Origin of the sequence: Pararoseomonas sp. SCSIO 73927 (assembly GCF_037040815.1) — a bacterium.
Lineage (GTDB): Bacteria > Pseudomonadota > Alphaproteobacteria > Acetobacterales > Acetobacteraceae > Roseomonas.
The window spans coordinates 1440757-1467186 of the sequence record NZ_CP146232.1 but is presented as its reverse complement, the minus strand read 5'-3'; the positions used below and the strand labels follow the sequence as shown (position 1 = coordinate 1467186).

General features: G+C 72.8%; 23 protein-coding genes. 8 read left to right on the top strand and 15 right to left on the bottom strand.

Annotated elements, in window-relative coordinates; genetic code table 11:
• Nucleotides 1-71 precede the first annotated feature (71 nt).
• A complete protein-coding gene (locus VQH23_RS06925; RefSeq protein WP_338664900.1) occupies nucleotides 72-1085 on the top strand; it encodes a tripartite tricarboxylate transporter substrate binding protein in 1014 nt (337 codons plus the stop codon).
• A gap of 315 nt (nucleotides 1086-1400) precedes the next feature.
• Here VQH23_RS06925 and VQH23_RS06920 read toward each other — a convergent pair whose 3' ends face one another.
• Genes VQH23_RS06920 through VQH23_RS06900 form a run of 5 tightly spaced genes read right to left on the bottom strand, consistent with a single transcriptional unit; the run spans nucleotide 1401 to nucleotide 6927 of the window.
• Nucleotides 1401-2315 carry an SDR family oxidoreductase gene (locus VQH23_RS06920; protein WP_338664899.1) on the bottom strand — a complete coding sequence of 305 codons (915 nt, stop codon included), beginning with the start codon at nucleotides 2313-2315 and terminating at the stop codon, nucleotides 1401-1403.
• Between the two features lie 14 nt (nucleotides 2316-2329).
• A complete protein-coding gene (locus tag VQH23_RS06915) occupies nucleotides 2330-2725 on the bottom strand; it encodes an OB-fold domain-containing protein (protein WP_338664898.1) in 396 nt (131 codons plus the stop codon).
• Nucleotides 2725-3897, bottom strand: coding sequence for a thiolase domain-containing protein (locus VQH23_RS06910; protein ID WP_338664897.1), 1173 nt, complete (start codon nucleotides 3895-3897; stop codon nucleotides 2725-2727). The genes VQH23_RS06915 and VQH23_RS06910 overlap by 1 nt, the downstream gene beginning before the upstream one ends.
• Before the next feature lie 31 nt (nucleotides 3898-3928).
• Nucleotides 3929-4774 carry a MaoC/PaaZ C-terminal domain-containing protein gene (locus tag VQH23_RS06905; RefSeq protein WP_338664896.1) on the bottom strand — a complete coding sequence of 282 codons (846 nt, stop codon included), beginning with the start codon at nucleotides 4772-4774 and terminating at the stop codon, nucleotides 3929-3931.
• Nucleotides 4771-6927, bottom strand: a complete 2157-nt coding sequence (locus VQH23_RS06900; protein WP_338664895.1) for an acetate--CoA ligase family protein — start codon at nucleotides 6925-6927, stop codon at nucleotides 4771-4773. The genes VQH23_RS06905 and VQH23_RS06900 overlap by 4 nt, the downstream gene beginning before the upstream one ends.
• Nucleotides 6928-7280: 353 nt before the next feature.
• Here VQH23_RS06900 and paoA point away from each other — a divergent pair, with 353 nt between their 5' ends.
• The 4 genes from paoA to VQH23_RS06880 all read left to right on the top strand — a co-directional run bounded on the left by paoA (nucleotide 7281) and on the right by VQH23_RS06880 (nucleotide 11646).
• On the top strand, nucleotides 7281-7922 hold the full coding sequence (gene paoA, locus VQH23_RS06895; protein ID WP_338664894.1) for an aldehyde dehydrogenase iron-sulfur subunit PaoA: 642 nt from the start codon (nucleotides 7281-7283) through the stop codon (nucleotides 7920-7922).
• A complete protein-coding gene (locus VQH23_RS06890; protein WP_338664893.1) occupies nucleotides 7919-8869 on the top strand; it encodes a xanthine dehydrogenase family protein subunit M in 951 nt (316 codons plus the stop codon). The genes paoA and VQH23_RS06890 overlap by 4 nt, the downstream gene beginning before the upstream one ends.
• 3 nt (nucleotides 8870-8872) lie before the next feature.
• Nucleotides 8873-11092 (top strand): aldehyde oxidoreductase molybdenum-binding subunit PaoC, encoded by a 2220-nt coding sequence (gene paoC, locus VQH23_RS06885; RefSeq protein ID WP_338664892.1) that lies wholly within the window; start codon nucleotides 8873-8875, stop codon nucleotides 11090-11092.
• 89 nt (nucleotides 11093-11181) lie between these two features.
• Nucleotides 11182-11646 (top strand): c-type cytochrome, encoded by a 465-nt coding sequence (locus tag VQH23_RS06880; protein ID WP_338664891.1) that lies wholly within the window; start codon nucleotides 11182-11184, stop codon nucleotides 11644-11646.
• Nucleotides 11647-11939: 293 nt separating this feature from the next.
• On the opposite strand, the gene VQH23_RS06875 is transcribed toward VQH23_RS06880, so the two are convergent.
• From VQH23_RS06875 to VQH23_RS06830, 10 genes are all read right to left on the bottom strand, one after another.
• Nucleotides 11940-12299, bottom strand: a complete 360-nt coding sequence (locus VQH23_RS06875) for a hypothetical protein (protein ID WP_338664890.1) — start codon at nucleotides 12297-12299, stop codon at nucleotides 11940-11942.
• On the bottom strand, nucleotides 12296-14806 hold the full coding sequence (locus VQH23_RS06870; protein WP_338664889.1) for a cbb3-type cytochrome c oxidase subunit I: 2511 nt from the start codon (nucleotides 14804-14806) through the stop codon (nucleotides 12296-12298). The genes VQH23_RS06875 and VQH23_RS06870 overlap by 4 nt, the downstream gene beginning before the upstream one ends.
• Nucleotides 14803-15678, bottom strand: coding sequence for a cytochrome c oxidase subunit II (coxB, locus tag VQH23_RS06865; RefSeq protein WP_338664888.1), 876 nt, complete (start codon nucleotides 15676-15678; stop codon nucleotides 14803-14805). Before coxB ends, VQH23_RS06870 begins: the two co-directional genes overlap by 4 nt.
• Before the next feature lie 344 nt (nucleotides 15679-16022).
• On the bottom strand, nucleotides 16023-16745 hold the full coding sequence (locus VQH23_RS06860; RefSeq protein WP_338664887.1) for a cytochrome c oxidase assembly protein: 723 nt from the start codon (nucleotides 16743-16745) through the stop codon (nucleotides 16023-16025).
• 34 nt (nucleotides 16746-16779) lie between these two features.
• Nucleotides 16780-17703 (bottom strand): hypothetical protein, encoded by a 924-nt coding sequence (locus VQH23_RS06855; RefSeq protein WP_338664886.1) that lies wholly within the window; start codon nucleotides 17701-17703, stop codon nucleotides 16780-16782.
• Between the two features lie 13 nt (nucleotides 17704-17716).
• On the bottom strand, nucleotides 17717-18127 hold the full coding sequence (locus tag VQH23_RS06850) for a c-type cytochrome (protein ID WP_338664885.1): 411 nt from the start codon (nucleotides 18125-18127) through the stop codon (nucleotides 17717-17719).
• A gap of 238 nt (nucleotides 18128-18365) precedes the next feature.
• Entirely contained in the window at nucleotides 18366-18905 is a 540-nt protein-coding gene (locus VQH23_RS06845; protein WP_338664884.1) for a DUF3341 domain-containing protein, read from the bottom strand.
• Nucleotides 18902-20224: an NrfD/PsrC family molybdoenzyme membrane anchor subunit gene (nrfD, locus tag VQH23_RS06840; protein WP_338664883.1), complete on the bottom strand. Its 1323-nt coding sequence runs from the start codon at nucleotides 20222-20224 to the stop codon at nucleotides 18902-18904. The genes VQH23_RS06845 and nrfD overlap by 4 nt, the downstream gene beginning before the upstream one ends.
• A complete protein-coding gene (locus tag VQH23_RS06835; protein WP_338664882.1) occupies nucleotides 20221-23019 on the bottom strand; it encodes a 4Fe-4S dicluster domain-containing protein in 2799 nt (932 codons plus the stop codon). The genes nrfD and VQH23_RS06835 overlap by 4 nt, the downstream gene beginning before the upstream one ends.
• Nucleotides 23016-23687 carry a cytochrome c3 family protein gene (locus tag VQH23_RS06830; RefSeq protein ID WP_338664881.1) on the bottom strand — a complete coding sequence of 224 codons (672 nt, stop codon included), beginning with the start codon at nucleotides 23685-23687 and terminating at the stop codon, nucleotides 23016-23018. Before VQH23_RS06830 ends, VQH23_RS06835 begins: the two co-directional genes overlap by 4 nt.
• Before the next feature lie 123 nt (nucleotides 23688-23810).
• Here VQH23_RS06830 and VQH23_RS06825 point away from each other — a divergent pair, with 123 nt between their 5' ends.
• The 3 genes from VQH23_RS06825 (at nucleotide 23811) to VQH23_RS06815 (ending at nucleotide 26424) form a co-directional block, all read left to right on the top strand.
• Nucleotides 23811-23963: a hypothetical protein gene (locus tag VQH23_RS06825; RefSeq protein ID WP_338664880.1), complete on the top strand. Its 153-nt coding sequence runs from the start codon at nucleotides 23811-23813 to the stop codon at nucleotides 23961-23963.
• 387 nt (nucleotides 23964-24350) lie between these two features.
• Entirely contained in the window at nucleotides 24351-25223 is an 873-nt protein-coding gene (locus tag VQH23_RS06820) for an SDR family oxidoreductase (RefSeq protein WP_338664879.1), read from the top strand.
• 31 nt (nucleotides 25224-25254) lie between these two features.
• On the top strand, nucleotides 25255-26424 hold the full coding sequence (locus VQH23_RS06815) for a zinc-dependent alcohol dehydrogenase (protein WP_338664878.1): 1170 nt from the start codon (nucleotides 25255-25257) through the stop codon (nucleotides 26422-26424).
• Nucleotides 26425-26430 lie beyond the last annotated feature (6 nt).

Below are 26430 nucleotides of genomic sequence, written 5' to 3'. Positions count from 1 at the left end.
CGGCAGGATCGCCCCGTGCGGACTGGAGAATGCGGACCACCGGGACGGGCTGGCCGCGGGAGGAGACAGGCATGAAGTCCATCGAGCGTCGCGCCGTTCTCGGGCGCACGGCCCTCATCGCGACCGCCCTCGCCGCCCCGCGGGTTCTGCGGGCGCAAGGGGGAGCGCAAGGGGCTTGGCGGCCCACCCAGCCCGTCCGGATCGTCGTACCCGCGGCGGCGGCGGGCACGACGGACATCATGGGGCGCCTGCTCGCGCCGGTCCTGCAGGAGCGCTGGGGCCAGCCGGCGGTGGTCGAGAACCGCTCAGGTGCCGGCGGCACGCTCGGCGCGGCGGAGGTGGCGCGGGCCCGGGCGGATGGCCACACGATCCTCGTCAGCAACATTGGGCCGCAGGCGATCGCCTACTCCCTGTTCCGGAACCTGCCCTACCGGCCGGAGAACTTCGCGCCCGTCTCCAACATGATCAGCGGGCCGAACGCGCTGATGGTCCACCCCTCGGTCCCCGCCCGCACGGTGCCCGAGCTGGTGCAGTACATGAAGCAGAAGCGGGGCGGGCTGAACTACTGCACCTCCGGCCCCGGCCAGTCCGGGCACCTTGCCTGCGTCTGGTTCCAGCAGCTCACCGGCACCCAGGCCACCGCGGCGCATTTCCGCGGCGCCGGCCCGGCCATGCTCGCGCTCATGGCGGGGGATGTGGAGTTCGCCGTGGACAACCTGACCACCGCGGTGGAGCAGATCCGCGCCGGCAAGGTCCGGGGCCTGGCCGTCACCAGCAGCGCGCGCAACGCCCAACTGCCGGACCTGCCGGCCATGCGCGAGACGATGCCGGAGCTGGCGAACTACGACGTGAGCACCTGGTTCGGCGCCTTCCTGCCGGGCGGCACGCCCGAGCCCGCCGTGACGGCGCTGAACACCGAGATCAAGGGCATGCTGGCCCTGCCCGCGACGCGGCAGCGCTTCGCCGAGATGGGCGGGGAGCCCGCCTACGGCACCCCCGCCGAGTTCGCCGCCTTCGTGGCGGCGGAGACGGAGAAGTGGGGCCGCGTGGTGCGGCAGGAAGGGCTGCAGATGGACCTGGGCTAGGTCCCGGCCCTTGTCCTGATCTTGCGGGACCGGAGAGGGCGCCGCCCTCTCCGGACCTCACCGGCCAAAGGCCTGAGGCCCTTGGATCCCCGGATGGCTGCCGCGGGACGGAGCTGAGCTGGTGCGTTGACCCCAGCCTACCCGGTCCTGCCCCTGGAATCGCCTCGGCTCCACGAGCCGAGGCGCACCGTCAGTCGAGTGATCCCAACCTGAAGAAGAAGATGATGGTGGGAGGTCCGGAGGGAGGAAGAATTCCTTCTTCCTCCCTCTGGCCACGGAGGCCCGGCGAAGGACTGGAACGAAGCCTCGCCGACCTCACACCGGATCCCAGGAGAAGACGTCGGGGCTGCGGTCGAGGGGCAGGAACCCGGCGCGCAGGGCGGGCATGGCCTGCTCCGCGATCAGCTCCGGCGTCCAGCCCTCGCCGCGGTGCAGGCTTCGCACAGGGCGCGGCTGGCTGAACAGGAAGATCTCGTTGTTCCGCGCGGCGAAGACCTGGCCCGTGACGTTGCTCGCGGCGTCGCTCGCGAGGAAGACGGCGAGCGGCGCGTTCTTTTCCGGCGTCATGCGCTTCAGCTTCTCCACCCGCGCCTGCTGTTCCGGCGTCTCGGCGGGGATGGAACTCGTCATGCGGCTCCAGGCGAAGGGCGCGATGCAGTTGGAGCGCACGCCGAAGCGCTGCATATCCAGCGCGATGGACTTGGACAGCGCCACGATTCCGAGCTTCGCCGCCGCGTAGTTCGCCTGCCCGAAATTGCCGACGAGGCCGGAGGTGGAGGTCATGTGGACATAGGCGCCCGCGCCCTGCGCGCGGAAGTGCTCCGCCGCGGCGCGGGAGACGTAGAAGCCCCCGTTCAGGTGCACGTCGATCACCGCCCGCCACTCCTCGGGCGTCATCTTGTGGAAGATCTGATCGCGCAGGATGCCCGCGTTGTTCACCACGATGTCCACGCGCCCGAAGGCCTCGATCGCGGTCGCCACGATGCGCTTCGCGCTGTCCCACTCGGCCACGCTGTTCGTGTCCGTCACCGCCACGCCGCCGCGCTGCTCGATGATGGCCTTCGTGCCCTCGCCGGGGGTGGCGGAGCTCTCGCCGAGGCCGGTCAGGGAGGCGCCGATGTCGTTCACCACGACCTTCGCCCCGGCCAGCGCCATCGCCAGCGCGATCTCCCGCCCGATCCCGCCGCCGGCGCCGGTGACGATCGCGACCTTGCCCTCCAGCATCGACATGGCTCGCCTCCCTCTCAGGCCGGGGTGAAAACGGGGATCGGCTGGCCGTCCTCGGCCGCCACGAAGGCCAGGCGGACGGGCTGGCCGACGCGCAGCGCCGCCGGGTCGCAGTCCACGATGTTGGTCATGATCCGCGGGCCCTCGGCGAGCTCGACATAGGCGATCACGTAGGGCGTCTTCGCCCGCATGACGCTGTAGGTGTAGATCGTGCCCGTGCCGGCGGCGGGCACGAGCTCCACCTCGCCCTCGTCGTCGAAGGGGCAGACCGGGCGCGGCGGGTAGTGGAACCGGCCTGTGCGCGTGTTGCGGCCGATCAGCAGCCTGCCCTCCCTCGCCGCGTCCCAGAAGGCACGGGTGGAGGGATCGGGCGTGGGGGCGGGCGGCGTGCGCGGGGGAAGGGTCTCGCTCATCACAGCCTCTCCAGCACCAGGGTCGCGCTGCCGTGGCGCGTGCCGAGCGAGCCGCCCGTGCCGTGCGCCAGGGCCAGGTGGCAGTCCTTCACCTGCACGGCCGGGTGCGCCTCCCCCCGCAGCTGGCGCACGGCCTCGATCACCTTGGTGATGCCGCCGCGGTTGGCGGGGTGGTTGTTGCACAGCCCGCCGCCATCCGTGTTGAAGGGCAGGCGGCCGACGCCGGAGATCAGGTTGCCGTCCTGCACGAAGCGGCCGCCCGCCCCCTTCTCGCAGAAGCCGAGATCCTCCAGCTGCATCAGCACCGTGATGGTGAAGCTGTCGTAGATGCTGGCGTAGCGGATGTCGGCGGGCGTGACGCCCGCCTCCTCGAAGGCCCGCTGGCCGGAGAAGCGGGCGCCCGTGTAGGTCAGGTCGATCTGCCCGCCCATCTGGTGCTTCACCGCCTCCCCCGCGCCGCGCACGGAAACCACCGGGCGCTTCAGGCCGCGCGCCACCTCCGGCCGCGCGACGACAAGCGCGCCGCCGCCATCCGAGATCACGCAGCAGTCCAGCCGGTGCAGCGGGTCCGCCACCAGGGGCGATGCCAGCACCTCCTCCACCGTCACCACCTTGCGGAGCATCGCGTGCGCGTTGTGCTGCGCGTGGTGGGAGGCGGCGACCTTGACCCAGGCGAGCTGCTCGCTCGTCGTCCCGTACTCGTGCATGTGGCGCCTGGCGCACATGGCGTACATGTTCGCGATGGCGGCGCCGTAGGGGTACTCGAACTGCACGTCGGGCTGGGCGGGGTTGCCCGCGCGCGGGGCCGTGCCGGTCGCCACGCCCTCAGAGCGCGGCCGGCCGGCTAGGGTGATGAGCGCGACGCTGCACCGGCCCAGCGCGATGGCCTGCGCCGCGTGCGACACGTGCGCGAGGTAGGAGGAGCCGCCGATGTCGGTGGAGTCCACGTGGCGCAGCCGGTCCAGGCCGAGGTAGTCGGCCATGCTGAGCGGCCCCATGCCCGGCGCGTCGCCGGCGCAGAAGTAGCCGTCCACGTCGGCCCGGGTCAGCCCGGCGTCGCGCAGCGCGCCCAGCGCCACCTCCGCGTGCAGCTGCGCGGTGCTCCTGTCCTCGGCCTTGCGCGCCGGGTGCTCGTAGGCCCCGACGATGCAGGCCTTGCCTCGGATGCTCAAGCGTCGGTTCCTCCAGGGGGCCTTCCGGCGGTCATGCGAAGGTGGCCGCGCCGTTGCTCACCACCACCACGTCGCGCTCCGGCACGGTGGCGCGGAAGGTGCCGTTGCGCCAGATCTCCGTCCGGACCGTCTCGCCGGGATAGACCGGGGAGGAGAAGCGCAGGGACAGGTTCCTCATGGAATCCGCCCTGTAGCCGCCGAGGGCGCGGAGCAGGGCGTGCGCCACCACGCCGAGGGTGCAGAGGCCGTGCAGGATCGGCCGCGGGAAGCCGGCGCGCGCCGCCACCGCCGGGTCCGCGTGCAGCGGGTTGCTGTCGCCGTTCAGCCGGTAGTACAGCGCCTGCTCCGGCCGGGTGGGCAGGTCCACCACCAGGTCCGGCTCGCCCTCCGGCGCCGGGTTGGGCGGCCGCACCGGGCCGGCGGGGCCGCCGAAGCCGCCGTCGCCGCGCAGGACGGTGGTGCTGCCCGTCACCGCCAGAAGCCGGCCACTGGCATCGTGGATCATCTTCTCGGAGTAGAGCAGCGCACCCTTCCCCTCCCCCTTGTCCACGAGGCCGGCGACGCGGGTGGTGGCGACGATCTCTCCCTCCACCGGGAGCGGGTGGTGCAGCGCGATGGACTGCTCCCCGTGCACCACGCGCACCGCGTCCACGCCCGTGCGGGGATTGGCGAGCCAGAAGCCGGGATGGCCGAGCACCACGGCCATGGAGGGCAGGGCGCGGAGCTTCCGGTGGGCGTCCACGTAGTCCAGCTGCCGCTCGTCCATTGGGTCCTGCCCGAGCCCGACCGAGAGGGCGTAGAACACCGCGTCGTGGGGCGTGACGGCCTGGCGGACCTCGGGGATCGGAAAGTTCCGCAAGGTCTCGTAGTCGATCACGCCGCGCCCTCCACGGGCCCGGGCGCAATCTCGGGCGCGACTTCGATCACCGCATCGGCCGCGAAGGCTCCCCTTCCCTCCGGCATGGCCAGGACCGGGTTCAGGTCGATCCCCGCTAGCCGCGGCCCGGCCGCCACGGCAAAGGCGGAGAGGCGGGAGAGCATGCGGGCCAGGGCGGGAATGTCGGCCGGCGGCCGCCCGCGCGCGCCGAGCAGCAGCGGCGCGCCGCGGATGGAGCGGATCATCGCCTCCGCCTCCGCCTCTCCGAAGGGACAGCGGCGGAAGGAAACGTCGCGCAGCACCTCCACGAAGATGCCGCCGAGGCCGAACATAGCGACGGGGCCGAAGACCGGGTCGCGGTGGACACCGAGGATGCATTCCACCCCGCCGGAGAGCTGCTTCGCGACGAGCACGCCCTCGATCCGCGCGCCGGGCGCGGCGCCCGCGGCCCGCTCCAGCAGCAGCGCGAAACCCTCCCGCACGGCCGCTGCATCGGCGCGGTCCAGCAGCACACCGCCGATCTCCGACTTGTGCAGGATGTCCGGCGACAGGATCTTCAGCACCACGGGGTAGCCGATCGCCTCCGCGGCGGCCACCGCCTCCTCCGCCGTGGCGCAGGCGCGCTCCGGCGCGGCCTCGATCCCCGCCGCCGCCAGGATGCGCTTCGCCTCCGCCTCGCTCGGCGTGCGGTCGGGCAGCGTCACGGGCGGGGGCGCCGGGGGCGGCGCGGGCGGCGCGGCGGCGAAGGCGTCGCCGAAGCGGCCCATGGCCCGGATCGCGACCACGGCGCGGGAGGGGTCGGGGAAGACCGCGAAGCCGTCCCTCTCGAACTCCCGCACCAGCGGGGGATCGGCGAGGGCCGAGAGGACGAAGAGGCGGTCGGGATAGGCCTCCCGCACCCCGCGCAGGACCTCGCGCATCCGCGGCGCGAAGGAAGGGGCGCCCGCCGCGTGGGTCATGAAGCAGAGGATGGAGCCGTAGCCCCCATCCCGCACCAACACCTCCGCGAAATAGCCGAGGAGGGAGACGTCGTTGAGCACCTGGGCCGTGCAGTCCACGGGATTGCGGGGGGCGCAGAAGGGGATGGCGGCGCGCAGCGCCTCCTGCGCCGCCTCCGGCATGGGGGGCACGGGCAGGCCCGCATCCCCGGCCGCGTCCGAGATGAGCACGCCGGCGCCGCCGCTGATGGTGAGGACGCCGAGCGTGTTGCCGGCGGGGTAGATCCGGCGCGTCGCCAGCCGCGCGATGTCCAGCAGCTCCTCCGTCGTGCGGGCGCGCACCACGCCGAACTCGGAGAGGACGGCGTCCGTCACCGCGTCGTCGCCGGCGATGGAGGCGGTGTGCGACTGCGCGGCGGCACTGCCCACCTCGCTCCGCCCCACCTTCATCATCACCACGGGCTTGCGGTTCCGCCGCGCCCGCTCCAGCGCCGCGAGGAAGCTGGTGGCGTCGCGGATGCCCTCGGAATAGGCGGCGATGACCTCGGTTTGCGGGTCGTCGGCCATCCAGCCGATCAGGTCGCCGACATTGACGTCCGCCTCGTTGCCCGTGGTGGCGCAGACGGACAGGCCCATGCCCGCGTCCCGCGCCATGCTGAACAGGTGCATGCCGTAGGCGCCGGACTGGCTGGCGATGCCGATCGGGCCGGCCTCGGGATAGCCGCGCTCGAGCGAGGTGCTGAAGGTGCCGTAGTAGCCCAGCGCGGTGTTGAGGAGGCCGATGCAGTTCGGGCCGAGCAGGCGCATGCCGTGCCGCCGCGCCGCGGCGACGAGGCGGTCCTGGGCCGCCGCCCCGGCCTCGCCCATCTCGGCGAAGCCCGCGCTGAAGAGGACCGCCGCGCGGGTGCCGCGCGCGCCCAGCGCCTCGATCGTGGCCTCGGCGGAATCCGCCGGCACGGCGATGATGGCGGCGTCCGGCACCATCGGCAGGTCGGCGACGGAGGGGTAGGCCACGAGGCCCTGGACCCTGTCGCGGTTCGGGTTCACCGGCAGGATCGTGCCGGCGTAGCCGCGCCCGAGCATGGAGGCGATCGGGCGCCCGCCGATGCGCGTCGGGTCGCCCGAGGCGCCGATGACGGCGACGGAGCGCGGCGCGAGCAGGGCCGACATGGCGCTCGATGCGGGCGCGGCGGCACCCCGTGGCAGCTGGTCCATTCCTGTCACAGGGCGGTGCCGCGGGCCCCGCCCCTCCTCCCGATCCTGGGCCCGACGAGGGCCGGGAGAGCCTAGACAGCATCGCCACGACGTTCAATCGCCGAAAAGCCATTCAGCATCGGGAACATGGGCCGGCGCGGTCCTGTTGCACGGGCCTCCCCCGGCGGTCTGCTGACGAGCCCCGCCACCCGCCGGTCCCTCCCCCGGATCTCTGCCGCGGCTGTCTCCCGCCTCTCGAAGGGGCGGGGTGCGACGGCGGAAGAAGGAGTCTGGCCCGTGAAACGGCGCAACCCTCCCGGCGCTACAGGGGGGAGACCCGACATCGATGCGCACCAGTCAAAGGATCGATCCTCATGCAGGGGAAGGATGACCTCGAGATGTCCCGGCGCGGCCTCCTGGCCGGCGCCGCCACTGCCTCCGCCGGCGGCCTGGCCGCGGCCCCGTCCCCGGCGGGGGCCGCCACCGCCGCGCCCGGCGCCCCGGTCCTGTCCAGGGTCAGCCTGATCGTGAACGGGCAGCCCCGCTCGCTGGAGCTGGACACGCGGACGACGCTGCTGGACGCGCTGCGCGACCACATGCGCCTGACAGGCAGCAAGAAGGGCTGCGACCACGGCCAGTGCGGGGCGTGCACGGTGATGGTGGGCGGGCGGCGGGTCTATTCCTGCCTGACGCTCGCCGTGATGCACGAGGGCGACGAGGTGACGACGATCGAGGGGCTGGGACAGCCGGAGAACCTACACCCCATGCAGGCCGCCTTCGTCAAGCACGACGGCTACCAGTGCGGCTACTGCACGCCGGGCCAGATCTGCGCCTCGGTGGCGATGCTGCAGGAGATCAAGGACGGGGTGCCGAGCCATGTGAGCGCCGACCTGACGTCCGCGCCGCAGGTGACCGCCGACGAGATCCGCGAGCGCATGAGCGGCAACATCTGCCGCTGCGGCGCCTACTCCAACATCGTGGACGCGATCACCGAGGTCGCGGGGAGGCAGGCATGAGGCCCTTCACCTACGAGCGCGCCCGCACGCCTGCCGAGGCGGCAGCGGCGGCCAGCCGCACGCCGGGCGCCAAGTTCATCGCGGGCGGGACGAACCTGCTCGATCTGATGAAGCTGCAGATCGAGGTGCCGACCCACCTGGTGGACGTGAACGGCCTCGGGCTCGATCGGATCGAGGCGACGCCGGAGGGGGGCTTGCGGATCGGCGCCCTGGTGCGGAACACCGACCTGGCGGCGGATGAGCGGGTGCGGCGGGACTACGGCGTGCTCTCCCGCGCGCTGCTGGCAGGCGCCTCCGGGCAGCTGCGCAACAAGGCGACGACGGCGGGCAACCTGCTCCAGCGCACGCGCTGCCCCTACTTCTACGACACCGCCCAGCCCTGCAACAAGCGCGTGCCCGGCTCGGGCTGCTCGGCCATCGGCGGCGTCACCCGCGCGCTCGCTGTGATCGGCACAAGCGAGGCCTGCATCGCCACCCACCCCAGCGACATGGCGGTCGCCATGCGCGCGCTGGACGCGACCGTGGAGACGGTGAAGGCGGACGGCACGACGCGCCGCATCCCCATGGCCGGGTTCCACCGCCTGCCCGGCGACACCCCGCACATCGAGACGGCGCTGGAGGCGGGCGAGTTCATCACCGCCGTCACCCTGCCGCCGCCGCTCGGCGGGCGGCACTTCTACCGCAAGGTGCGCGATCGGGCCTCCTACGCCTTCGCGCTCGTCTCGGTGGCCGCCGTGGTGCAGCGGGACGGCACGGGGCGGGTGGCGCTGGGCGGCGTGGCGCACAAGCCCTGGCGGGTGGAGGCGGCGGAAGCCGAGCTGCCGCGCGGTGCCAGGCCCGCCACGGCGGCGATCCTGGACGGGGCGCGCCCGACCCATGAGAACGCGTTCAAGGTGAAGCTGGCCGAGCGGGCGATCGCCGCCGTGCTGGCCGAGGCGAGGGGCTGAGCCATGAAGTTCGAGACCCCCGCCGGCCGGAACCCGATCGACCAGCTCAAGGTCGTCGGCCGCCCGATCGACCGCATCGACGGGCCGCGCAAGACCACGGGCACCGCCCCTTACGCCTATGAGCGCCACGACGCCGTGCCGAACCAGGCCTACGGCTTCATCCTCGGCGCCGGCATCGCCAAGGGCCGCGTCACCGCCATGGACACCGCCGCCGCCCGCCGCGCGCCGGGGGTGGTCGCGGTGGTCAGCACCCTCGACATGCCGAGGCTGGAGAAGGGGCAGACGAACGTCGCCGCCCTCTTCGGCGGTGCGGAAGTGCAGCACTACCACCAGGCGATCGCCCTCGTGGTGGCCGAGACCTTCGAGGCGGCCCGCGACGCCGCGGCGCTGATCAAGGTGGAGTACGCCCGCGCGCCGGGCCGCTACGACCTCAAGGCCGAGGCCCCGCGCGCCCCGCTGGTGGGCGGCGACAGCGAGGAGGGGAGCGGCGCCCCGCCCGAGGACCGCGTCGGCGATTTCGACGGGGCCTTCGCGGCCGCGCCGGTGAAGCTCGACGAGACCTACACCACCCCCGACGAGAGCCACGCGGCGATGGAGCCGCACGCCTCCATCGCGGCCTGGGAGGGCGAGAAGCTCACCGTCTGGACCTCCAACCAGATGATCGCCTGGGGCAAGCGGGACTTGGCGAAGACCCTTGGCCTGCCGCCGGAGCGGGTGCGGATCGACAGCCCCTATGTCGGCGGCGGCTTCGGCTCGAAGCTCTTCGTACGGGTGGATGCCGTGCTGGCGGCGCTCGGCGCGAAGGCCGCCGGGCGGCCGGTGAAGGTGGCCCTCACCCGGCCGCTGATCGCCAACAACACCACGCACCGCCCCGCCACGATCCAGCGCATCCGCCTCGGCGCGACGCGGGACGGCCGGATCACGGCCATCGCGCATGAGAGCATCTCGGGCAACCTGAAGGGCGGCGACCCCGAGACGGCGGTGGCGCAGACGAAGCTGCTCTACGCCGGCGCCAACCGCCTGACCTCCATGCGGATGGCCGAGCTGGACCTGCCCGAGGGCAACGCCATGCGCGCCCCCGGCGAGGCGCCGGGCATGATGGCGCTGGAGGTCGCGATCGACGAGATGGCGGAGAAACTGGGCATGGACCCGGTGGAGTTCCGCGTCCTGAACGACACCCAGGTGGACCCGGAGGCCCCGGAGCGCCCCTTCTCCCAGCGCCAGCTGGTCCAGTGCCTGCGGATGGGCGCGGAGCGCTTCGGCTGGGCCACCCGCAACCAGCGCCCCGGCACGCGGCGGGAGGGTCGCTGGCTGGTCGGCATGGGCGTGGCGGCCGGCTTCCGCAACAACCTGCTGATGAAGTCCGCCGCCCGCGTGCGGCTGGATGGGCAGGGCGTGGTCACGGTCGAGACCGACATGACGGATATCGGCACGGGCAGCTACACCATCATCGCCCAGACGGCCGCCGAGATGATGGGCGTGCCGGTGGAGAGGGTGGTGGTGCGCCTCGGCGATTCCGACTTCCCGGCCTCCGCCGGCTCCGGCGGCCAGTGGGGCGCGAACAACGCCACCGCCGGCGTCTACGCCGCCTGCGTGAAGCTGCGCGAGGCGGTGGCGCAGAAGCTTGGCTTCAACTCGGCCGACACGGCGTTCGCGGAGGGGCAGGTGCGTGCCGGCAACCGGGCCGTGCCGCTGGGCGAGGCGGCCGGGCCGGCCGGACTTTCGGCCGAGGACGGGATCGAGTACGGCGACCTCGGCAAGCGCTACCAGCAATCCACCTTCGCCGGTCACTTCGTGGAGGTGGGCGTGGACGCGCTGACGGGCGAGACCCGTGTGCGCCGCATGCTGGCCGTCTGCGCCGCCGGCCGGATCCTGAACCCCAAATCCGCGCGCAGCCAGGTGATCGGCGCGATGACCATGGGCGTCGGCGCCGCGCTGACGGAGGCGCTGGAGGTGGACACCCGCCACGGCTTCTTCGTGAACCACGACCTGGCCGGCTACGAGGTGCCCGTCCACGCCGACATCCCGCACCAGGAGGTGATCTTCCTGGACGAGGTGGACCCGGTCTCCTCCCCCATGAAGGCCAAGGGCGTGGGCGAGCTCGGCATCTGCGGCGTCGGCGGGGCGGTGGCAAACGCCATCCACAACGCCACCGGCATCCGCGTGCGGGACTACCCCATCACGCTCGACAAGCTTCTCGAGCGCCTGCCGGAGCCGGCCTGAGCCCGACGCCTGAGCCCTGCCGGCGGGAGGGCACCAGCCCCTCCCGCCGGCAACCCGGCCGGGAAGCCCGCGTTCGCCCGGCGGACCCGATGCGGACAACACCGATCCTCCGGCTGCTTCCCCTCCTCGCGCTCGCCCTCGCCGCATGTGACGAGGCGCCCCCCGCCGCGCTCCGCATTGCCGGCGCCGATCCGGAACGCGGCCGCGCCGTGATCGGCGCCCGCGGATGCGGCGCCTGCCACGTCATCCCCGGCGTGCGCGGTGCTACCTCCTGGGCCGGGCCGCCACTGACGGAGTGGGCCCGGCGCGGCTACCTGGCCGGCCACCACCCGAACGCGCCCGATACCCTCGTCGCCTGGCTGCGCGACCCCCAGGCGATGGCGCCCGGCAGCGCCATGCCCAACCTCGGCCTGACCGAGGCCGAGGCGCGCGACGCGGCGGCCTACCTCTTCACCCTCGGGGCCGGGCGGGTGCCCGAAGTGCCGGCCGGGCTGCCGCTGGGGCCTGGGCAGGCCGGGCCGCGCGAGGAGCCACGAATCAGGCCGCGGGCCTGATGCTGCGGGCCAGGGGAGGGGAGAAGGAATGCTCCCCTCCCCTGGCACCCCACCCCTCATCTTCTTCTGGTTGGCTGCCGCGGAATGCGGGGCTAGCGGCTCGCCTCGGGTCCATGACCCGAGGCGCGGGACAGGGCCGTTCGTGCTCACCTGGATTCAAAAGGTTTGCGGCGCGACAGGTATCGTCGTGTCCGCGGCAGCCCGGTCGCGGGGTCCGGGGTAGCCGTTGCTACCCCGGTGGGGGTTCCAGGGGGCAAGGCCCCCTGGGATGCGGAACGGATCAGGACTGGGCGCTACCAGCAGGCTGGCAGCACCGCCGCCGGGGCCGCCTGGAACAGCACGGCAAAGCCGGCCAGCACGCAGGCGGCCGCGCCGAACCAGCGCGTGAAGCCGGGCTCGGGCTCGCCGCCCTCCATCGCGCCCTTCACGGGCTGGGCGAGGAGGACGAGGAGAACCAGCGCCACCAGGGCCAGCACCGTGACGGCGGCGACCAGCGCGGGCACCCAGGGCAGGCCGAGGAGGGGCCGGCTCTCCAGCGCGCGCTCGCAGGCATGGGCGTGGATGGCGTAGATCCCGCCAAAATGGGCGCCCCAGACGGCGAGCCCGGCGGCGGGCCAGAGGACGGCGCGGGCGACGGAGGCGGCGTCGCTCACAGCAGGCGCGGGAAGCCGTGCAGCAGCACGATCCCCACCGCCCCCTGCCCGGCCGCGTAGAGCCAGAAGAGCATCGTGTTATCGAAGGTCAGGCGGCGCGTGGCGTCGATCATGCCGGCCCAGGCGCGCGCCTGGGTGTAGAGCGCCATGATGGCGCAGGTGATGACGATGCCGCCCTGCCAGGTGAGCAGCGCGTAGGAGGAGGCGGTGTGGGCGTGCTGCGTCGGCCAGATGCCGGCGCCGGTGAGGGCGGAGATGTCCACCAGGTAGCCGCCGATCAGCAGGGCGAGCGCCAGCGGCACGGCCCAGAAGGGCAGGGCGTCGTTCCGGCGCAGAAGCGCGCGGGCCAGCAGCATCACGGCGCCCGCGCCGAGGTAGAGGGCCAGGGCGATCCCGCCGCGCTCGAGGATCGGCAGGCCGATCCCGGTGGGGGGCCACATGCCGTCCCCGTTCACCAGCCACAGGAATAGGGAGGTGCCGATGAGGCAGGCGTAGCAGGAGCCCATCACCAGCATCAGCCCGCACATCGCCCACCAGGAGACGGACATGGGGCCGGTGACATAGGTGGGCAGCACGATCCCGCCGCCGATGTCGCCGCGCCCTTCACCGATCGGGCCGAAATCCGTGCCGGTCCAGAGCCAGTAGAGGAAGGCGGCCAGCGCCAGCGCGGCAAAGGCGGCGGCGGGCACCAGCCACTCCACCGTCAGCACGAGGAAGAAGCCCGCCGTGCCGACCGCCGCGACGAGGTGCGCCCAGGTGGGGCCGGGCAGCACCGCCACGTATTGCGGCGTTCCCTCCGCGGGGCTGACCACCAGCCCCTCGCGCAACCCGGTGATGGTGCCGGGCAGGTAGTGCGCGCCCGCCTCCACCTCCTCCGCCAGCTTCGGGTTACGCCAGAGCGGGTAGCGGCTGTCCACCGCGGGCAGGCTGCGCGGGCCGTAATTGTAGTTGGGCAGCCACTCCATCGTGCCGGCGTCCCAGGTGTTGTCACCGCCGTCCTCCAGCCGGAAGTTCCGGATCAGGTCCACGAACAGCACGACCCCGCCCGCCAGCACCATCAGCGCGCCGATGGTCGAGATGAGGTTCCAGATCTCCAGCCCCATCCCCGCGGGGTAGGTGTAGATGCGCCGGGGCATCCCGAGGAAGCCGGAGATGTGCATGGGGAAGAAGGTGACGTTGGTGCCGAGGAAGCAGAGCCAGAAGACCCACTTCCCCAGCCGTTCCGACAGCGGCGTGCCGAGGCAGGGCGCCCAGTAGTAGAGCGCGGCGAGGATCGGGAAGACCATGCCGCCGATCAGCACGTAGTGCAGGTGCGCGACGATGAAGTAGGTGTCGTGCGCCTGCCAGTCGAAGGGCGTGACGGAGACCATCACCCCCGTCAGCCCGCCCAGCGTGAAGATGAACAGGAAGCCGAGGATGAAGAGCGTGGGCGTCGCGATCCGCACGCGCTGCCCGCTCGCGAAGGTGGCGATCCAGGCGAAGACCTGCAGGCCGGAGGGGACCGAGACGGCGAAGCCGGCGGAGGCGAAGAAGGCCAGGCTCAGCCCCGGGATGCCCGTGGCGTACATGTGGTGGACCCAGAGCCCGAAGGAGAGAAAGGCCGTTCCCACCAGCGCCAGCACGACGAGGCTGTGCCCGACCAGCGGCGCCCGCGCCATGGCCGGCACGATCATGGAGACCATGCCCGCCGCCGGCAGGAAGATGATGTAGACCTCCGGATGGCCGAAGAACCAGAACAGGTGCTGCCAGAGCATCGGGTCCCCGCCGCGCTCCGGCAGGAAGAAGGGCCAGTCGAAGGCGCGCTCCAGCTCCAGCAGCGTCGAAGCCACGATCACGGCGGGGAAGGCAAAGATCACCATTCCCGCGAAGACGAGCATCGCCCAGGCGAAGACCGGCATCCGCCCCAGCGTCATCCCCGGCGCGCGGCAGCGCAGGATGCCCGTGATCAGCTCGATCGCGCCGGCGATGGCGGAGATCTCGATGAAGCCGATCCCCAGCAGGTACATGTCCGTGTTCACGCCGGGCGAGTGCGCCTTGCCCGTGAGCGGCGGATACATGAACCACCCGCCGTCGGGCGCCGCGCCGAAGAACAGCGACATGAAGAAGGCGGAACCGCCGATCAGGTAGATCCAGTAGGCGTAGGCGCCCAGCCGCGGCGTCGGCATCTCCCGCGCGCCGAGCATGGCGGGCAGCAGCGCGATGCCCACCGCCTCCACCACCGGCACGGCGAAGAGGAACATCATGATCGTGCCGTGGGTGGTGAAGACCTGGTTGTAGGTGTTGGGGTCGATCAAAGTCAGGCCGGGGAAGGCGAGCTGCAGCCGGATGAGCACGCCCAGCAGCCCCGCCAGCAGCAGGAACATCAGCGAGGTCGCCAGGAAGAGCGGGCCGATGAGGTTGTTGTTGATCTCCGTAATCACGCGGAAGCCGCGCGGGAAGGCCCAGGCGGCCTCCAGCCGGCCCAGCTCCTCCGGCGGGCGCGGCAGGGTGTGCGGCAGATCGCTCAACGCAGGGATTCCAGCCAGGAAGAGAGGGCGAGCAGGTCGGAGCCCTCCAGGGATCGGGCGTAGGACGGCATGTTGTTGCCGGGCTTGATGTCCTGCGGCGCCGCGATCCAGCCCGCGAGGTTGCCGAGATTGTTCGGCAGCACCCCCGCCGCCAGCGTGGCGCGCGACCCCACGCGCGAGAGATCCGGCGCGATCCGCGCCGCCCAGGGCGTGCCGCGCACCGCGTGGCAGGCACCGCACCCTGCCTCGCCGAACACCTGCATCCCGCGCCGGTGCTCCTCTGTCTCCGGCTGGGGCACGGGCGCGCGCTGGCGGGCGATCCAGGCGTCGAAATCCTCCGGCGTCTGCACCACCACGTCGAAGGCCATCAGCGCGTGCTGCTGCCCGCAGAACTCCGTGCACTGGCCGCGCAGCTCGCCCAACCTGTCCGCGCGCAGCCGTTGCCGGTTCACGCGGCCGGGGATCATGTCCAGCTTGCCGTGCAGGTTCGGGATCCAGACGCTGTGGATCACGTCCCCCGAGGTGAGGTTCAGCTCCACCTCCCGCCCCAGCGGCAGGTGCAGCGCGTTCGCCGTCACCGCGCCCTCGCCGAGGTCGGGGTAGCGCACCTCCCACCAGTACTGCCGCCCGATGATCTCCACCCGCAGCGGCGCGTCCGACATGGGCTCTGTCAGCGCGCGGGAGACGGTGAGCGAGTAGCCCAGCAGTGCCGTCAGCACGACGACCGGGAACGCGATCCCGCCCCCGATCAGGAAGCGCCGCGACCCCATCGCCCGTCGCAACCCTTGCGGCGCCAGGAAGGCGAGCGCCAGGAAGCCCATGGTGACGAGGAACACCGCGCCGCCACCCCAGAACAGCACGTGGCTGAGCACCGCGATGCGATCGGCCTGGATGCCCCAGGGATCGAGTGGTGTTTGCGCGCCGGTGCACGACGCAAGCAGAAGAAGGGCAGGGGCTCCGCCCCTGCACCCCGCCAGGAGGCTGAGCCTCCTGGACCTGCATCTGGCTGCCGCGGAACTGACCTGAAGTGTCGGTTCTCCACGATCGGCACTGATTCTGCGTTCGCAGTCGCCTCGGGTCATCGACCCGAGGCGCACCGCCCGCCGGATGACCCCAGACAGATAGAAAAAGATGATGGAGAGGGTCCAGGGAGAGGAAGAATTCCTTCTTCCTCTCCCTGGGGCCACCGGACCGGGCACCGCAGAACCGGAACCCGTCACGCCTCCATCTGCTCCGGCGCCGCCCGCAGCGCGCGGGAGAGGGCGAGGAGGGCGAGCGCCGCGAAGGCGATTCCGCCCGGCACCCACATCAGCAAGCCGCCGAGCTGCTGGTCCTCCAGCGGCGTGAGGCCGAAGGGCAGGGTGGTGAAGGCGTGGGGGGCGAAGAGCGGGCGCGGCGCGAAGGTGAGGAAGGCGCCGAGCGCGCCCATCTGCGCGGCGGTGGCGAGGCCGGAGAGCAGGGCCGCGTCCGCCCGCGCGGCACGGGTCACGCCGGCCCAGAAGAGGGCGGCGGCGCCGAGGAGGGAGGCGTGCATGGCCCACCAGGCGATGTCGGAGGTGAAGGTCAGGGCATAGGGCGCGGGCAGGTGCCAGAACCATAGCGCGACGGCGAGGAGGGCGGCGGAGAGGGCCAGTGCGCCGGGCCCGGCCGGGCGCGCGCGGAAGGCGGCGGCGATCAGCGGCGCGGCGACGAGCATGATGAGGAGGTGCTGCCCGACCCGCACGGAGAAGAGCGCGACGGCGAGGCTGCAGAGGGGCGAGACCAGCGTCGCCGCCAGAACGGCCCAGCCGACGAGGAAAAGGCGCCGGTCCGCCGCCGGACGCCAGCCGATGAGGAGCCCGGCCAGGAGCACCCCGGCCAGGAGGGGGCTGGTGTTCCAGCCCGCCTCACCGGGCAGGGGCGGCAGGCCGCAGAAGGGCACGGCATCCGTTCGGTTCATGCGCGCCTCCTGCTGCTGCTCGAATCATGGACGATCATACAGGAGCGGCGCGCCCGCGCCGCGCGAGGCGGAGGGCCAGGGCGAGAAGAAGTACGACCAGGGCGATCACAATCGCGTCCGCCACCGTGCTCGGCGCCCCTGCCGCCGCGCCAGGGGCGAGCGGTGCGTCCGGCCGCACGGACCACAGCAGCCCCGCCGCGTGCTGCACGACGAGGAGCCCGCAGACCGCCCGCATCCGCCGGGGCCGCCATTGCGGCACGACCGCCAGGGCGACGGCGCCGAGCAGCGCGGGCACGGCCACGCCGAGCTTCAGCCACGGCCAGCCCCCTTCCTGCCGTCGCAGGTACCAGGCGGCCTCCGGCGGCAGGTCGGCCGCCCAGACGGTGACGAACCCCACGAACCACAGCCAGAGCGCGAAGACGCCGAGGGTGAGCAGCGCCCGCTCCAGCCCCGTGCGCGCCTCCGGCTCCTCGGGGCAGCCGAGGACGAGCACGGAGAGGCCGAGGGCGGCGGCGGCCCCGCCCTCCAGCAGGGAGATCCCGTACAGGCTGGCGACCCAGCCCGGGTCGCGGGAGAGCGCCCAGTCCTCGAACCCGATGGCGGCGGAGAGCACCACGAGCATCAGCGCGATGCCGGCGGGCCAGCGCGTCTCCGCCCGCCGGTCCAGCCACCATCCCAGCACGCACCAGAGCGGCAGGATCACCGCCGTGGCGATCCCGATGGCCACCGCCCGCGGCTCTCCCGCCCAGGGATAGAGATGCGGCGCCAACGCAACCAGCGGGAGCGCCAGGACCAGCAGCGCCGGCATGGCCCGCCCGGCGGCGGAGAAGGCGGGCCGCAGCGGCTCCACCCACAGCTCCCGCAGCAGCAGGCCGGAGGCGAACACGGCCAGCGCCCCGGCCCCCAGCGTGGCAGCGAGCAGCCAGGCCAGCAGCCAGGCCTCCCCGAACGCGGTCATGGCCCCGCCCGCATCAGCGCCTCCCTATCAGCACTTCCACGTGCCGCGCCACGGCCCAGCGCTGGCGCGGGTCCAGCCGGTCCGCCAGGGGATGCGCGCCCACCCGATTCTCGGCGATCGCCGCCATGCTGCGCGCGGGATCGGCGGGCAGCGGCGGGATGGGCGGGTGCCCGCGCGAGACGACCACGCCGTCCCCCAGGCCCCGCGCCCCGTGGCAGGGCGTGCAGAAGATGGCGTAGCGGTCCGCGCCCTCCGCCAGAAGGGCGGCGTCCACGGGCGGCCCGGGGGCGGCCAGGGCACGACGCTCCGCCGCGGCCCCGCGCGGCACTGCGCCCTCCGGCGGGGGCAGCGGGGCGGGGGGCTTCGGGCTCTCGGGCCAGCCGTCGCAGGCGGCGAGAAGCAGGAGGAGGAGAAGGCGCCTCATGTGGCCCCAGGGAGGCTCTGCCTCCCTGGACCCTCCGCCGGGGTGGCAACGGCCACCCCGGACCCCGCGATCCGTTGGTTCCGGTCGCCCTGTCCCGCGCCGAGGGGCATGGCCCCTCGGCGAGACCCCTGCTTCGCATTCCGCGGCAGCTTTGAAGAAAAAGATGAGGGGAGGTCCAGGAGGGGAGAATTCCTTCTCTCCTCCTGGGGCCACCAGCGCACCGGATCAGAACTGCCCATCACGCGCTCCGCACCTCAGAAACGCGCAGCGGGGAGAGCCCGCGCAGGAACCCCGCCGTGGCCTCCGGCTCGTAGAGCGGGTCGTCGGAGGAGAGGAACAGGAAGAAGCGGTCCGCGCTGGCGCGGTGGAAGCCGCGGGCGAAGAAGGCGGGGTGGCTCAGCCGGGGCAGGCCGTTCAGGGCGAGCATCCCGATGAGGGCGGCGGCGCAGGCCCAGAGGATCGCGACGAGGTAGGTGGTGGGCATGAAGGCCGGCCAGGCGTTGAGGGGGCGGCCGCCGACGTTCACGGGGTAGAGGTGGACGGAGATATACCAGGCGGTGCCGGCGGCGAGGGCGGCGCCGAAGGCACCGGCGGCGAGCGTGATGTAGCCCAGCGGCGCGGCGCTGACGCCGAGGGCCTCGGCGGCCTCGGGCACGGGGTAGGGGGAGTAGGCCTCCAGGCGCTGCCAGCCGGCGGCGCGGGCGGCGCGCACGGCCTGCGTCAGGGCGTCGCCATCGGCGAACTCGGCCATCTGGCCGAAGGGCGGGGGGTGGCTCACCGCTCCTCCTCCTCCATCTCGGCCTCGCTCTCCTCGTGGCGGGTCTCGTACATGGAGACGGCGGGGACGAGGCGGCCGAAGAGGAGGAGCACCAGCCCGAAGAGGGCGACGGTGCCGCCGAGCAGGCCCCATTCCGCGGGGCTGGGCGAATAGCCCGGGCCGATGCCGACGAGGTGGTCGCGCAGCAGGCCGTCCACCACCAGGGACCAGCGGTCCAGCCAGACGCCGGCGGCGGCTAGAATGCCGACCGCGATAAGCACAAGGGTGCGGCGGCGCGCCCAGCCGCTCCACAGGATTTGAGGCAGGGCGGCGGAGAGGGCGATGGCGCCCCAGTAGGCCGGTGCGCCCGGGCCCAGCACGCGGGCGGAGAGGGCGGCGCGCGTAGTGGCGTCCTCCTCCGCGAAGCCAACCAGCAGCTCGTGCGCGTAGGCCAGGGCGGCGATGAGGCCGGCGGTGGCGGTGAGCTGCGCCAGGAGGTTCATGTCCTCCCGGTCCACGAAGCGCTGGAGGGAGAGGGCGTGGCGCAGCACGGCGGCGAGGGCCAGCACCACGCCGAGTCCGGAGGGAAGGCCGGTGACGACGACGTGCAGCGGCAGCCGCGCCTGGTGCCAGCCCGGGACGAGGGTGGTGGCGAATTCCAGCGCCACCACGGTCTGCGCCCAGAGGAGGAGGGGCAGCACCAGCGCGGCGACGAGGCGGTAGGCGGCCTGGTGGCGGTGCCAGTGCGCCACCGATCCGCGCCAGCCCAGCGCCAGCAGGCCGTAGGCGCGCGCGGCGCCGATCCGCCCGCGCGTGGCCGCCGCGTCGCGCATCGTCGCGAGGTCCGGGATCAGCCCGATGAACCAGAAGAGGCTGGTGACGACGACGTGCGACATGATGCCCCAGAAATCCCAGACCAGCGGGCTGCCGAACTGGGGCCAGAGGCCGGTGTAGGAGGGGTAGGGCAGGGTCCAGAGGAAGAGCTCCGCCCGGCCGAGGTGGAGGATGGGGTAGAAGGCGGCGGCGAGGATGGCGGCCAGCGCCGCGGCCTCCGCGAAGCGGTTCACCGCCGTGCGCAGCCCGTGCCGCCGCAGCACGAGGACCGCGGCGAAGAGGCTGGCGGCGTTGGCGATGCCGATCCACCAAGCATAGCCGATCAGGTCGAAGCCCCAGACATGCGGGATGTTGTTCCCCCACACGCCCACGCCCCGCACCAGCACGGCGGCGACGGAAGCGGCCAGTACCACCACCCCCGCGGCGCAGAAGGCGACGGAGAGGCGGAAGCCCCAGGCACCCGGGCGGAGGGCTGCGGCGGCGACGGGGGCGGTGACGTCGCTCATGCCTCCGTCTCCGGCGCGACGCGGGCGAGGTAGGTGGTGCGGGGGCGCGTGCCGAGATGGCCGAGCATGGCGTAGTGCCGGCCATCCTGCCGCGCGCGGGAGACGGCGCTTTCCGGGTCGTTCAGGTCGCCGAAGGTGATGGCGCGGGTCGGGCAGGCGCGCTGGCAGGCGGTCTCCACATCCCCGTCCCGCAGCGCGCGGCCCTCGGCGGAGGCGGCGCTGCGGGCACCGGCGATGCGGTGGGAGCAGTAGGTACACTTCTCCATCACGCCGCGCGGGCGCAGCGGCACGTCCGGGTTGCGCGCGGGGGTGTCGAGCAGGCGGCGGTGGTCCGCCCAGTTGAAGCGCCGCACCTTGTAGGGGCAGTTGTTGGAGCAGGTCCGCGTGCCGATGCAGCGCGGATAGACCATCACGTTCAAGCCCTGCTGGTCGTGCACCGTGGCGTTGACGGGGCAGACGGGCTCGCAGGGCGCCTGCTCGCAGTGCATGCAGGGGACGGGCTGGAAGGAGGAGGCGGGGTTCCCTTCCTCGCCGTGGTGGTAGCGGTCCACGCGCAGCCAGTGCATCTCCCGGCCCTGCGAGACCGCCAGCGGGCCGACCACGGGCACGTTGTTCTCCGCCTGGCAGGCTACCGCGCAGGCGTTGCAGCCAATGCAGGCGTCCAGGTCGATCGCCATGCCCCAGGCCTGGGCGGGGTAGGGCCAGTCCGGGTGAAGCGAGGCGTCGCGGCCCGGCTGCGGCAGGGTGCCGCCGGGGGCCACGGTGCGGACGGCCTCGGACGGGTCCACGCGGTGGTGGGAATCGGTGGTGACGACATCCGCCCTGCGGCCGGTGGGGCGCATGGAGAGGCCGGGCGCGGTCCAGGCGCCGTCGGCGGGGCGCAGGGCGTAGGCGTCGAAGCCCCTCCCCTCCCCCACCGGCCCGCCGGCGCGGCGCCCGCCGCCGAGGGGCAGGGTGACGCAGTCCGGCGCGTGGCCGGGCAGGGGCCAGCAGGGCGCGAGGACGCGGCGGTCGCCGAGTTCCAGCTCCACCTCGTCCCCGGCCGAGAGCCCGTGCGCGGCGGCGGTGGTGGGGGCCATCAGCGCGGCGTTGCCCCAGGTGATCTTCGTCAACGGGCGGGGCATTTCCTGCAGCCAGGCCTCGTGCGCCGCCTCCCCGCCGCGCGTGCCGGGATCGGGCGCGAAGACCGCGACCAGGCCGGAGGGCGGGGGCGGAGCGGGGCGGTTCCAGTCCCGACGCAAGCTCGGGCGCAGGGGGGCGGGGGCCTCGCCGGCCACGCCGCTCTCCAGCGCGGCGGCCCAGCGCGCGTCGAAGGCCTCGCCCCAGGCGACGCGCCAGGTCTCCTCCACCGCCGCCCGGGCCGAGGCGGGGGCACCGAGAAGGGTGGTGAGGATCTCCACCTCGCCCCGCGCCTCCCTCGCCAACGGGACGGTGGCGGGCTGGCGGATGGCGGGCGTGCCGTCGAAGGCGCGGGAGTCGCCCCAGGATTCCAGCGGGTGCGCCAGCGGGACCTGCCAAGTGCAGAGCCGCGCCGTCTCGTCCGCGCGGAAGCCGAGATACAGGGTGAAGGGGATGCGGCGCAGGGCCGCCTCAAGGCCCAGCGCGGCCGGGGCGTCGTAGGCGGGGTTGGCGCCGAGGATCAGCAGGTGCGTCACCTCGCCCGCCGCGATGTCGGCCGCGAGGGAGGTGATGGAGGCCGCCATCGGCTCCGGCCGGGCCAGAGGGTGCGGCAGCAGGCGCATCGCCTCGCCCCCCAGGCGCGCGTTCATGGCGTGGGCCAGGGCATGCACCTCCGCCCCCATGCCGCGCCCGGCGAGGACGAGGGCGCCCGGTCCGGCTTCCGCCAGCTCCGCCGCGACGGCCGCCGCCTCCGGATGGGTGCCGGACGCGCCCTCGACGCCCAGCGCGGCGGCGACGGCACCGGCAAAGGGGGCGGCGTTGCCGGGGTGCAGGGGAATGCGCCGGTCCGCCCGGGAGCCGGTGATGCTCGGCGAGGCCTCCGCCACGATCAGGCGCGCGCCCCGCCCTTCCGCCCGCGCCGTGATCCAGTCCCGCGCGTGGCGAAGGTGGCCGGGCATCGTCCCCAGCGGATCGGCGCCGAGGCAGAGCACCGCCCGGGCGCGCGAAAGGTCCGGCACGGCAGCGAGCGGCTGCCCGAAAGCGCGCACCGCCCCTTCCAGCGCCGCGTCGTCCGCCAGCGGGTCGTGCCCGTGCCAGCGCGCTTCCGGAAAGGCCGCCAGGACAGCGGCCATCACCCGCGCCAGGGTGGGGGAGGAGACGGGGCCGGTGAGGATCCGCAGACCCCGGCCGCCGCGCGGCAGCAGCTCCGCCCGGGCGGCGGCGATGGCCGCCTCCAGCATCTCCGCCGGCACCGGACGCCCGTCCCGCCGGATGCGGCGGGCGCGCTGCGGGTCGTGCAGCGAGAGCACCGCCGCCTCCGCGAAGATGTCCGTCGCGCCGAGGCTGGCGGGATGGGCCGGGTTGCCCTCCACCTTCACCGCATGGCCGTTCCGCGTGCGGACGATCACCCCGCGCGAGAGCCCGTCCAGTTCCAGCACCGTCGCGTACTCCGCCGCGGAGGCCGCACCGTCGGCCGCGCGGGCGGGGGCGTGCAGAGGGTGGCCGTGCTCCGGTGCCTCCTCGCAGCCCGCCAGCGCCGAAAGGGCGAGGGAGGCGCCCATCAGCCGCAGCGCGTCCCGCCGCTCCAGCACGCCGTGCGGCGCGGGGGCCAGGGCGGCGGGCTGCGGCGGCTCGGGCGCGGGATCGGGGCCGCGCCGGGGTGGGACGGTGCTCATCGGTGGCACGTGGAGCAGCGGGTGAGGGGCGAGACCTCCACCCCGTAATGCTCGTAGCGGAAGGATTGCAGCCCGTGCGGCCGCAGCGCGTGCGCCTCACCCGTTGGCACGTAGTCGCGCGCGAAGACCGACCCCGCCGGGCGCTGCTGCGCCGCCGGTTCGCGATGGCAGTCCAGGCAGAAGCCCATGTTCAGCGTCTCCGCCTTCACCGTGCGCGGCATCTCCTCCACCTTGCCGTGGCAGGTGCCGCAGGCCACGCCGGCGGCGGTATGGGCGGAATGGTCGAAGCGCGCATGGTCCGGCAGGCGGCTGACGGAGGACCACTCCACCGCCGCCCCCCGCGCGATCGCGGCCCGCAGCGGCGCGAACTGGGCGGTGACGTTCCACACCCGCTCGTGGCAGCCGAGGCAGGTCTCGGCGCTCGGCATCCCCGCATCCGCCGCGCGCTCCACGCCCGCGTGGCAGAAGCGGCAATCCAGGCCCAGCCCGCCCGCGTGCACGGCGTGGCTGAAGGGGATGGGCTGCGGCGCCGGCTCCCCCACGCGCCAGGCCGTGCCGGAGCGCACCCAGGCGAAACCTGAGGCCAGGCCCAGCAGAAGGAGTGCCGCACCGATGACCAGGGCAAGGCGCAGCCGGGCATCGGCGGCGGGAGAGAAAATCTGCGCCATCGAGTCCCCGGCCAATGGGATCGGCAACGCGGGGGGTGTGGGACGGTTTCGGGCGCGGGCAGGCCGTTGCGCCCGTGACCCCAGAGAGGCGCCGCCTCCCTGGACCCTCCGCCAGGAGGCTGGTTGGATCGATGGGCCCAACCCTGGACCGACCAGGGCATCAACCGGGCCATCATCAGCACGGCCACCCTCCTCACCGCCGCGCCGCCGCTGACCGCCTTCCTGCTCTTTCAGCGGCAGTTCGTGCAGCTCTTCATGCGGGTTGGGATACGCTGATCCTTCGCTTCCGGTCCGTGGCCAGGGAGAGGAAGAAGGAATTCTTCCTCTCCCCGGACCCCTCACCATCATCTTCTTCTAGGCTTTGGCCTTTGCCCGGCTGACGGTGCGCCTCGGCTCTTGGAGCCGAGGCGACTGCAAGGGCAGGAAGGGTGCCGGTCGTAGAGAGCTGACGCGTCCCGTCAGTTCCGCGGTAGCCCGATGCAGGTCCAGGAGGCTCAGCCTCCTGGTGGGGGTCCAGGGGGCGAAGCCCCTTAGGGGCCAACCCGCGCATCAACATAAGATAATCCATCGCTCGGCACTGGCATCGCGTTTCGTCACCCGCGTCGAATCGCGCAACCGTGCCCATGTGGGAGCCGTTCTGGCAGCGCCCTCAAGGAGCTGCGCATGAGCGAGAACCCGAAGCCGCCCCAGCCGCCGCAGCAGCAGGCCCATCAGCCCGGCATCGAGAGCGAGATGACGCCGCGCCCTCGCTCGGCCATGGAGGACTGGAAGGGTTCGGGCAAGTTGGAGGGCAGGAAGGCGCTGGTGACGGGAGGGGATTCCGGCATTGGGCGCGCCGTGGCGGTGGGCTTCGCCAAGGAGGGTGCGGACGTCGTCATCCTCTACAAGGACGAGCACGGGGACGCGGCGGAGACGAAGCGGCTGGTGGAGGCCGCCGGGCGGCGCTGCGAGGCCATCGCGGGCGACGTGGGCGAGGTGACCTTCGCCAAGCAGGCGGTGGAGAAGGCGGTCTCCTTCCTCGGCGGGCGGATCGACGTGCTGGTGAACAACGCTGCCGAGCAGCACGTCTGCGAGTACCTGGCGGACATCGACCCGGCGCAGGTGGAGCGGACCTTCCGCACGAACATCTTCGGCTACTTCTGGATGGCGAAGTTCGCGCTGCCGCACATGCCGGACGGGGCCTCGATCGTGAACACCACCTCCGTCACCGCCTATCGCGGCAGCCCGCAGCTGATCGACTACTCCAGCACGAAAGGCGCCATCGTCGCCTTCACGCGCAGCCTGTCGAACCAGCTCTACAAGGCGCGCAAGATCCGCGTGAACGCCGTGGCGCCGGGGCCGATCTGGACGCCGCTGATCCCCGCGAGCTTCGACGCGGAGAAGACGGCGGAGCACGGCGCATCGGCCCAGATGGGCCGTGCGGGGCAGCCGGACGAGGTCGCGCCCTCCTATATCTTTCTCGCCTCGGATTCGGACAGCTCCTACATCAACGGGCAGGTGCTGCATCCGAACGGTGGCGACGTGGTGAACGGCTGACCTCTCTCAGACATCTCGAAGGGAAACGCGCATGAAGGCGATCACCTGGCACGGCAAGGGCGACATGCGCTGCGAGACGGTGCCCGACCCGAAGATCGAGGACGGCCGCGACTGCATCATCAAGGTCACGTCCTGCGCCATCTGCGGTTCGGACCTGCACATCATGGACGGGATGATCCCGGGCATGGAGCGCGGTGACGTCGTCGGCCACGAGTGCATGGGCGAGGTGGTCGAGGTCGGCAAGGACAACAAAAAGCTGAAGGTCGGCGACCGCGTAGTGGTGCCCTTCACCATCTCCTGCGGCGAGTGCTTCTTCTGCCAGAAGGGGTTCTTCTCCGGCTGCGAGCGGTCCAACCCCAATGCCAAGGTGGCGGAGAAGCTCTGGGGCCACTCGCCCGCCGGCCTGTTCGGCTACTCCCACATTCTCGGCGGCTTCCCCGGCGGGCAGGCGGAGTACGTGCGCGTGCCCTACGCCGATGTCGGCCCGATCAAGATCCCCGAGGGGATGACGGATGAGCAGGTGCTGTTCCTCTCCGACATCTTCCCCACCGGCTTCATGGGCGCGGATTTCTGCAACATCCAGGGCGGCGAGACGATCGCCATCTGGGGCTGTGGCCCCGTGGGCCAGATGGCGATCCGCAGCGCCTTCATCCTCGGCGCGGAGCGGGTGATCGCGATTGACACCGTGCCGGAGCGCCTGGCGCTCGCGCGGGCCGCCGGCGCGGAGACGCTCGACTTCCGTGAGGTGGACATCTACGACGCCATCCAGGAGATGACCAAGGGCCGCGGCGCCGATGCCTGCATCGACGCGGTCGGCACCGAGGCGGACGGCACGGCAAGCTTCGATTCCGTGATCGACCGCATCAAGGTCGCGACCTTCATGGGCACGGACCGTCCGCACGTGCTTCGCCAGGCGATCCATTGCTGCCGCAACTTCGGCACGGTCTCCATCATCGGCGTCTATGGCGGGCTCCTGGACAAGATCCCCTTCGGCTCCGCCATCAATCGCGGCCTGACCTTCCGAATGGCCCAGACCCCCGTGCAGCACTACCTGCCGCGGCTGCTGGGAATGATCCAGGACGGGAAGATCGATCCCTCCTTCGTCATCACGCACACGGCGGGGCTGGAGGACGGGCCGGACCTCTACAAGACCTTCCGCGACAAGAAGGACGGCTGCATCAAGGTCGTCCTGAAGCCCTGACCCCTT

What these genes read in the sequence shown, in the direction of transcription:
- VQH23_RS06920 (WP_338664899.1), bottom strand. Translation starts at nt 2,315, where the DNA reads ATGTCGATGCTGGAGGGCAAGGTCGCGATCGTCACCGGCGCCGGCGGC.
- VQH23_RS06880 (WP_338664891.1), top strand. Translation starts at nt 11,182, where the DNA reads ATGCGGACAACACCGATCCTCCGGCTGCTTCCCCTCCTCGCGCTCGCC.
- paoC (WP_338664892.1), top strand. Translation starts at nt 8,873, where the DNA reads ATGAAGTTCGAGACCCCCGCCGGCCGGAACCCGATCGACCAGCTCAAG.
- VQH23_RS06820 (WP_338664879.1), top strand. Translation starts at nt 24,351, where the DNA reads ATGAGCGAGAACCCGAAGCCGCCCCAGCCGCCGCAGCAGCAGGCCCAT.
- VQH23_RS06925 (WP_338664900.1), top strand. Translation starts at nt 72, where the DNA reads ATGAAGTCCATCGAGCGTCGCGCCGTTCTCGGGCGCACGGCCCTCATC.
- VQH23_RS06835 (WP_338664882.1), bottom strand. Translation starts at nt 23,019, where the DNA reads ATGAGCACCGTCCCACCCCGGCGCGGCCCCGATCCCGCGCCCGAGCCG.
- VQH23_RS06830 (WP_338664881.1), bottom strand. Translation starts at nt 23,687, where the DNA reads ATGGCGCAGATTTTCTCTCCCGCCGCCGATGCCCGGCTGCGCCTTGCC.
- VQH23_RS06855 (WP_338664886.1), bottom strand. Translation starts at nt 17,703, where the DNA reads ATGACCGCGTTCGGGGAGGCCTGGCTGCTGGCCTGGCTGCTCGCTGCC.
- VQH23_RS06915 (WP_338664898.1), bottom strand. Translation starts at nt 2,725, where the DNA reads ATGAGCGAGACCCTTCCCCCGCGCACGCCGCCCGCCCCCACGCCCGAT.
- VQH23_RS06850 (WP_338664885.1), bottom strand. Translation starts at nt 18,127, where the DNA reads ATGAGGCGCCTTCTCCTCCTCCTGCTTCTCGCCGCCTGCGACGGCTGG.
- paoA (WP_338664894.1), top strand. Translation starts at nt 7,281, where the DNA reads ATGCAGGGGAAGGATGACCTCGAGATGTCCCGGCGCGGCCTCCTGGCC.
- nrfD (WP_338664883.1), bottom strand. Translation starts at nt 20,224, where the DNA reads ATGAGCGACGTCACCGCCCCCGTCGCCGCCGCAGCCCTCCGCCCGGGT.
- VQH23_RS06900 (WP_338664895.1), bottom strand. Translation starts at nt 6,927, where the DNA reads ATGGACCAGCTGCCACGGGGTGCCGCCGCGCCCGCATCGAGCGCCATG.
- VQH23_RS06890 (WP_338664893.1), top strand. Translation starts at nt 7,919, where the DNA reads ATGAGGCCCTTCACCTACGAGCGCGCCCGCACGCCTGCCGAGGCGGCA.
- VQH23_RS06860 (WP_338664887.1), bottom strand. Translation starts at nt 16,745, where the DNA reads ATGAACCGAACGGATGCCGTGCCCTTCTGCGGCCTGCCGCCCCTGCCC.
- VQH23_RS06815 (WP_338664878.1), top strand. Translation starts at nt 25,255, where the DNA reads ATGAAGGCGATCACCTGGCACGGCAAGGGCGACATGCGCTGCGAGACG.